General features: G+C 42.9%; 7 protein-coding genes. 1 reads left to right on the plus strand and 6 read right to left on the minus strand.

Going from position 1 to position 7,419, the window contains the following annotated elements; genetic code table 11:
- Nucleotides 1-14 precede the first annotated feature (14 nt).
- The 6 genes from pepF to BLU12_RS08785 form a co-directional block, all read right to left on the minus strand.
- A complete protein-coding gene (gene pepF / locus BLU12_RS08765; RefSeq protein WP_091462146.1) occupies nt 15-1,832 on the minus strand; it encodes an oligoendopeptidase F in 1,818 nt (605 codons plus the stop codon).
- Nucleotides 1,833-1,849: 17 nt separating this feature from the next.
- Entirely contained in the window at nt 1,850-4,006 is a 2,157-nt protein-coding gene (locus BLU12_RS08770; protein ID WP_091462149.1) for a heavy metal translocating P-type ATPase, read from the minus strand.
- A gap of 124 nt (nt 4,007-4,130) precedes the next feature.
- The gene (locus BLU12_RS08775) at nt 4,131-4,451 is read right to left on the minus strand and encodes a hypothetical protein (protein WP_057940678.1); all 321 of its coding nucleotides are present in this window, start codon (nt 4,449-4,451) and stop codon (nt 4,131-4,133) included.
- A 1-nt stretch (nt 4,452) separates the two neighbouring features.
- A complete protein-coding gene (locus tag BLU12_RS10150) occupies nt 4,453-4,620 on the minus strand; it encodes a hypothetical protein (protein WP_234945591.1) in 168 nt (55 codons plus the stop codon).
- An 89-nt stretch (nt 4,621-4,709) separates the two neighbouring features.
- The gene (locus tag BLU12_RS08780; RefSeq protein WP_057940679.1) at nt 4,710-5,156 is read right to left on the minus strand and encodes a hypothetical protein; all 447 of its coding nucleotides are present in this window, start codon (nt 5,154-5,156) and stop codon (nt 4,710-4,712) included.
- Nucleotides 5,157-5,286: 130 nt separating this feature from the next.
- Nucleotides 5,287-6,336, minus strand: a complete 1,050-nt coding sequence (locus BLU12_RS08785) for a homoserine dehydrogenase (protein WP_234945592.1) — start codon at nt 6,334-6,336, stop codon at nt 5,287-5,289.
- Nucleotides 6,337-6,817: 481 nt separating this feature from the next.
- Here BLU12_RS08785 and BLU12_RS08790 point away from each other — a divergent pair.
- Nucleotides 6,818-7,419, plus strand: a 602-nt coding sequence (locus BLU12_RS08790) for a sugar ABC transporter substrate-binding protein (RefSeq protein ID WP_143270393.1), incomplete at its 3' end; no start/stop codon positions are given.

Below are 7,419 nucleotides of genomic sequence, written 5' to 3' on the forward strand. Positions count from 1 at the left end.
CCTTACTTTACTTTTTACCCTTCTAGTATCAGTTCTTTTAACGTGTTCAAATCTTCCTCAAATTTTTTACAAGTCATTTCCAATGGTTGAGGTGAAGTCATATCCACTCCCGCTACCTTCAAGGCGTCAACGGGATCCATGGAATCGCCCAAGGAAAGAAACTTCAAATAGCGATCCACCGCCTGCTTTCCGTCTTTCAATATGCTCGCAGCAATTGCAGTGGCAGCCGAATAGCCGGTGGCGTATTGGTAAACATAATAGGCATTATAAAAATGCGGAATTCTGGCCCATTCCAAAGGCAATTCTTCATCTATAAATAAAGTATCGCCGTAATGCCTTTCATACAAATCTCTCCATATGGAGCTAAAGTCTTCATTCGTTAAGGGAACACCTTTCTCCAATCTTTCGTGCACTTGAAGCTCAAATTCCGCAAAGAGCAATTGCCTGTAGACCGTGGTGCGCACCTGTTCCAATCCATAGTTGATCAAATAGACCTTTTCGGCTTTATTGTTAGCTCTTTTAATCATGTGTTCAAGCAATAATATTTCGTTAGTCGTTGAAGCGACCTCGGCCGTAAAAATGCTGACACCGGAATATACGTAAGGTTGGTTTTTAAAAGTAAAATGGGAATGCATCGCATGTCCCATTTCGTGAGCCAAGGTGAAGACGTCCCTGAAGGTCCCGTTGAAATTTAAAAGCACGTAGGGATGTACTCCGTAAACGCCCCAAGAGTAGGCCCCATTCCTCTTGCCCCTGTTTTCGTACACATCCAACCACCTGTTTTCGAAGGCTCCCAGAAGAGCTTTCCGATACTCCTCGCCCAGAGGAGACAGGCCCTCTATGACGATATTTTTTGCTTCATCAAAGCTGTATCTCGTCTTGGGTTCCGGAAAAAGAGGAACATAAAGGTCATAAAAATGCATCTCATTCAGGTTTAAAATTTCTTTTTTAAACAATACATATTGCCGAAGGGGAAACAGCCATTGGTTTATCGTTTCTAACGCTTTTTCATAAACGATTGTCGGGATGTTCTCGGGATGAAGCGAGGCCTCCAGTGTTCTGTCGTAATTCCTCGCTTTGGCATAAAACATGTCCTTTTTTAAGCTTCCCAAATAGGTGGCAGAAAGGGTATTTTTAACTTTTTTATAACTTGAGAAAAGACCTTTAAAAGCATCGCGACGCAAACGCCTGTCTCTGCTGTGTAAAAAATATGAATACCTTTCCTCGGATAGTTCCACCTCCGTTCCTTCTTCGTCTTTGATCTTCGGGAACTCCATATCTGCATTTGTTAAGAAGGAAAATATATCTTCGGGAACTCTCGCCACATCTCCGGACATGGCAAGCAATTTTTCCCCCTCAACAGAAAGAATATGACCCTTAAGGCGCATTATCCTGGCAAGTTCAACCCTGTATAAATCAAGGCTAGGGTCCTCGGTTAAATACCTTTCGACTCCCTCCGGACCCAACGATATTATGTTGGGTACAAAAGAGGATACTGCCTCGGAAAAGCGCAGATACATCAAAGAAGCGCGTTGCACCATGGATTGAGCCTTTGTATCACGGGCATCTTCGTGACATTTAAAAGAAGCATAGGCATAAAGTTTTCCCAACTCCTCCGCAACTTCGTCCCTGAGCTTAAGAGCATTCAAAAGCGATCTGGCCGAAGATACAATGTCCTTGCCGGCTCTTTGCAATTCCTCCACTTTAACTTCCAGATTACGTAACCTTTCGTCCCAGGCCTCTACATTCGGATAGAGATCTTCCAGTCGCCACTTATATTCCTCCGGTATTTCATCCCTCTCGGGAATGTCTGAAATCCTTTCTTCGGACATAAAGATACTCCTTTCATTCAAACACTTTTTATCCTTAACGAATTCAATATTACTGATATAGAACTCAAAGCCATAGCTCCTTCGGCAATAATTGGGTGCAGCAAGGCAGACATTGCCAAAGGAATCGCTATAACGTTATATCCAAAAGCCCAGGCCAAATTTTGTCTAATTACACTAAAGGTTTCTTTCGAAATCTCGATGAGATCCACAACCTTTGAGGCTCCACCATTTAATATTACGACGTCTGCACTGTCTATGGCCAGATCTGTGCCGCTCCCCATGGCCACACCTACATCGGCAGCTTTCAAAGCAGCAGCGTCATTCATGCCGTCTCCTGTCATCATAACCTTTTTGCCCGCTCCTTGATAGTGTCTTACTATATTGACCTTATCATCCGGACGAACGCCCCAATAAAAGTCCTTTATACCCAATTCACTTGCGACCACTTTAGCTGTTCCCTCGCCATCGCCTGTGGCTAACACGACATCTACACCCATGCTCTTAAGGCGACGCACAACCTCAAAGGAATCCTCCCTTATTGGGTCAAATACCCCAATGTAGCCCAATATAGAACCATCCCTCATTACTTCGACAACTGTGTAGCCCTTCTCAAGTAATTGACGATATCTTTGAGGATTTTCCGGTCTTCCGACCAAGTATGATTGACCCCTTGCCGTACCTCTGATGCCTTCGCCAACTATCTCTTCGAAATCATTTATCTCGACATCGCCTTTCTTTAATTCAGCTATAGCTTTCCCTAAAGGGTGATTGGACAGGGACTCCAGGTTTCCAACGATATTTGCCACTTCTTCTGTAAGGTTGTGCTCTACAACCTTGGGTGATCCCAAAGTAAGGGTACCAGTCTTATCGAAGATAACGACGCCTACATCTTTTGTAGTTTGTATGGCCTCTGCATTTCTTATTATGAGCCCCTGACGCATAGCCTTGTTCGTTCCCGTTATTAAAGCCATTGGTATCGCTAAACCAAGCGCACAGGGGCAGGCGATCACTATGGTTGTAACAAAGGCAAAAACTCCTACCGACAGAGGATCTCTGGACTCGATAACCCAGGGCAAAATCTGTTTAGCATGGTTTAAAAAGCTTCCCCACTCTTCAACGTTAAAAGCCCATAGCACACCCGATAGCAGAGCAAGAAAAGTCACTATTGGAACAAAAACATTTGTAATCCTATCCGCAAGAGCCTGAATGGGAATCTTTGAACCCTGAGCTTCCTGAATTAATGATATCATCTGCGAAAGAAAGGTATCTTCACCGACTTGAGTAACGCGAACCTTGAGGAAACTCGATAGGTTAAGAGAGCCAGAAGTAACTTTATCGCCCGATTTTTTAAGAACGGGCATCGGTTCGCCCGTGATCATCGCTTCATCCACGGAAGAGACTCCTTCTGCAACTTCACCATCTGCGGGAATGCGCTCCCCCGGTTTAACTGCTATCAAAAATCCCTGCTTTACGGCTTCTATGGGCATTAAGATTTCCTTGCCATCTTCGGTGATAACTCTTGCTTCCTGGGCTTTCAGCTTCAGTAACGCCTTTACTTCTTTGGAGGCTTTGTCCCTCAGGCGTGATTCTATAAAACGTCCAGTCAGATGAATTGACATAATCATTGCCCCTATGCTTCCAAAAGACGTCTCAAATAAACCGACCGAGGCTAATAGGGCAGTTATCAATGAAGTGAGGGATCCTAAAAAAACGAGAACATCCATATTAGCATGAAAATGAGATAAAGCGATCCATGCCCCCTTTATCGTCTGTTTTCCTGCTATAAATATGACCAATGCCGAGGCTATTGTTTCAGCGTAATAAAACCACGAAATATGATATCCCGCCATATGCAAAAACATCAATAACATTAGAGGAACCGTTATAGACCATGCGAATATAACGTTTCGTTTAGATGCCCTGTAACGTCGGGCTTCAAAGTTTTCTTGAGATTCATAGGTTACACCGTAACCTACCCTTTCGACTGCCTCTTCCAAAACCCTCTGGGGAACATCTTTCTCTAAAAGAACAAACGCCGTTTCAGTCGCCAAATTTACAGCGGCAAACTTAACCCCCTCTACTTTTTTCAATGCCTTTTCGACAGTCATTGCGCATGTCGCACAAGTCATTCCCGTTATTCGAAAATTCCTTTTCTCCTCAGTAGTCATATTCATTCAGTCATCTCCACCGGCGATTTCTATTTAGGTATATATTAACATTATTAGTAATACCTAAATTCTATTAACCATTTTAGGGCAAGCTCTTTTATAATTCAAGCTTGCCCTTTTAAGGCACCGTTCAAGAAAGAGGCGTCACGCTTTTTATCAATATATACATCTTTCCGCTGCCGAGAGAGGAGCGGGCCTCTCCCTCGATGTAAATGGGAGCGCCATCTTCGAGAGAGCATAAAGTTTCTTCGATTTGAGGATCATAAGTTCTCATAAGCAAATAGTCATGCCTGGGTTCCCCGTTTATATCGATGAAATCCCTTCGCAGAGAACACTGAAAGTACCTTCCACATCTGTTTTCCTTTATCGATTCGCCGCTAAGAAAATGCAAATAGCCAGACACCCTAACCTCGTTTACCCCCAATTTTTCCTTGAGCGTCAAATCCTCCACTTCAGTCGCCTCCTTTAAGATAAAAAAATTGGAGAGGGCAGGACACCCCAACCCTCTCCGGACACAAACATATCGTTTTATTTTTCTCTGAGGCATTACCGACGCCCTTGAACGCCACCTCTTCGGGCGTGTTGGAAATTACCCTGAACGTCAGTAACCCCTCCCTCATCTAAACGCCTCCTAAAATTGTCTTGTAACAATATAGTAACCTAGTTTTAGAAATTATCCAAGTACCCTTTGTGTAATTTTCATTTAATTTTATTGGTTATTCGATGGTGCACCGCTTTGTCGCTGCTCTATACCCTTAAGCCACTGCTCAAATTGCCATCGGGAGACATCCGTTCTCAGAGATAAAATCCTTTCATGTAGCTCCGTTGCCTTTTTTTGATCTAATTTATCCTCCAAAAACAACATTCTTAATTCTAATTGAGTGCGCTCGAGATCGCGCATCTTCTGGGCTATCTCTGCCGGGACTTCATATCTATAGGGGTATCCCCCTAATCCTTTTCGCCCCCCAAAGTCATCGTCACCGTCGTAACCGCCCCACATGTAGGCAGGACCGGGGCACCATCCTCCCCACATTCCCGGTCCTCCCCGACCGGCACCCCACATACTCCTAGGGCCGGAACCATAAAAGGCAAAGGCAGAACCACCGATTAACAATACGAGCAAAGCACCTAAAACAGGAACCCAAGGTCTCTTCATGACCTAACACCTCCGTTATTTCATTAATTTTCATTCTACGTTCATATGATAACAGGGATGTCATGCGAGTCCTCGGTATTCCAAAGTATACCCCTATGAGTAAAAATACTTAAACAGTGTCCAAATAAATTCAATGCACCGAGCAAAGGCATGTTCTGTGTATGGCTAAAATATCGGACAACAATGCCTGACCTGTTTCTATTCTTCCCGCCCCGGGACCTATGACAGTCACCTCTCCTAAGTGATCTGTAGCCACTGTCAATGCATTTGTAGGACCCATCACGTTACCTAAAGCATGACTAACGGGAATGAACTTGGGAGATACGCTTGCCAAAATCTCGTTCCCCTCTTTTCTGACCTCTGCAATTAATTTAATGCGCTCTCCTCCTTTTTTTGCCTTGATCACTTCTTCTTTTGTAACCTTTGTTATACCCTGTCGTGCGATATCAGTAACTTTAACATTCGCCCCAAAAAATAACTTCGCCATTATAGTCGCTTTTACTGCAGAATCCCAGCCTTCTACATCTGATGTCGGATCCGACTCGGCGTATCCCATTTTTTGCGCTTCCATCAAAGCTTCAAGATAGTCGTAGCCCTCTTCCATTTTGCTCAATATATAATTAGTTGTACCATTAACAATACCCGCTACGGACTTTACATCGCACCCGCTCATGCATTCCAACACCATATTTATGCAGGGCGTACCCGATAGAACTACACCTTCATATCTCAAACAAACACCATTTTCTTTGGCGACGCTTTCCAGTTCTTCCAAAGCTAAGGCTATAGGTCCCTTATTAGAGGTAACGACATGGGATCCGACTGAAAGAGCCTTGCGCATGTGCGACAACCCAGGCTCTCCTGACTCTAGATTAGTAATAGTCGCCTCGGCGACGATATTGGCTTTTGCCCTTTCAATTAGTTGTAAAGTCCCTTCAGCTGTAAACTCCGGCCTATCTTTCAAAGACCCCTTCTGAGCCATTTCCTTCAATACAGCATCTAAATCCAATCCGTCTTCATTGAATAGGGAACCTCTAACGGGATCTGCAATGAAGGTCACCAAAAATTCAAAGTCGTAACGCTGTTGCAATGCCTCTTTCTTGCGATTCAAAATGTGAGCTAAACCTTGTCCGACGTTCCCAAACCCGACGATACCAATCTTCCAAAGCAAAGCATACACCCCCACAGCCTACATACTATAAACACCGTATATAGTTAATTTATACCTCAAATACGCAGAGAAGCCAAAGGTTTCCTAAGAATAAATAACCAAGACCGCTGAAAATTCTAATATACATTATTGTATTAACTAATGACATTACGAATGATACTTACTATAGATAATGTTTGCTTAATTTCGGTTCAAACTGAGGTCTATATTAGGAGATTCATACACTTTTTTTAGCAACCTCTAACAATAATTTCTTATATCAGCTCGTCAATGAAATTATCAAACCCAAAAATATCTTATTCCATTTGCCGCTGGACAAAATAATAACAGTTAATTACAATTTTGGAAGGTTGTTTTATAGTATGGTATAATATTTCATAATATTTCTAGTGAAGGAGGTGAGGGTTTTATCAACATTGTATAATTTATTCAGAATCGGGGCAATTTTAGTAAAATTGCAAAATAGTGCATGCATGAGAGGTGAGGAGAAATGCGTAAAGTTTTGTTGGGGTTGTTGATATTGGTGTTTATGGTCGCTCTCATTGCTAATCCATCGAAAGCCCAGGATAACAAATATCGTATAGGAGTAGTTTTTAAGGCGCTGGATAGTGATTCTTGGTTAACAATGAAAAAGGGTGTCGAGGCAGCTATGGAAAGTCATAATGTTGAAGCAACTATTTTAGCTCCGGACCGAGAAGTCAATGTTCAACAACAAGTACAAATTGTTGAAGATCTCATTACGCAAGGAGTTAATGCCCTTTGCATAGCACCTTCTGGATCGCAGGAGCTTATACCAACATTTGAAAAAGCATACCAAGCTGGGATTCCCGTGCTTTTAATTGACACCGATGCACCTTGGGACAAAAAAGCTTGTTACATAGGAACTGATAACTATCAAGGAGGCACTGTAGCAGGTTCGTTTATTTCCCAAAGCCTGAATGGCAAGGGAAAGGTAGCTTTAATAACAGGTATAATGGGACATCAAACTCACATGGATCGTGTAAAAGGAGCTGAAGACGTTTTTGCTAAGTTTCCTGATATAAAAATAGTCGCAAAGCAGCCAGCTAACTCGGAAAGAGCTCTAGGTATGCA

The sequence above is a fragment of the Acetomicrobium thermoterrenum DSM 13490 genome (assembly GCF_900107215.1).
Classification (GTDB): Bacteria; Synergistota; Synergistia; order Synergistales; family Acetomicrobiaceae; genus Acetomicrobium; species Acetomicrobium thermoterrenum.

What these genes read in the sequence shown, in the direction of transcription:
- BLU12_RS08780 (WP_057940679.1), bottom strand. Translation starts at nt 5,156, where the DNA reads ATGAAGAGACCTTGGGTTCCTGTTTTAGGTGCTTTGCTCGTATTGTTA.
- BLU12_RS10150 (WP_234945591.1), bottom strand. Translation starts at nt 4,620, where the DNA reads ATGAGGGAGGGGTTACTGACGTTCAGGGTAATTTCCAACACGCCCGAA.
- BLU12_RS08770 (WP_091462149.1), bottom strand. Translation starts at nt 4,006, where the DNA reads ATGAATATGACTACTGAGGAGAAAAGGAATTTTCGAATAACGGGAATG.
- pepF (WP_091462146.1), bottom strand. Translation starts at nt 1,832, where the DNA reads ATGTCCGAAGAAAGGATTTCAGACATTCCCGAGAGGGATGAAATACCG.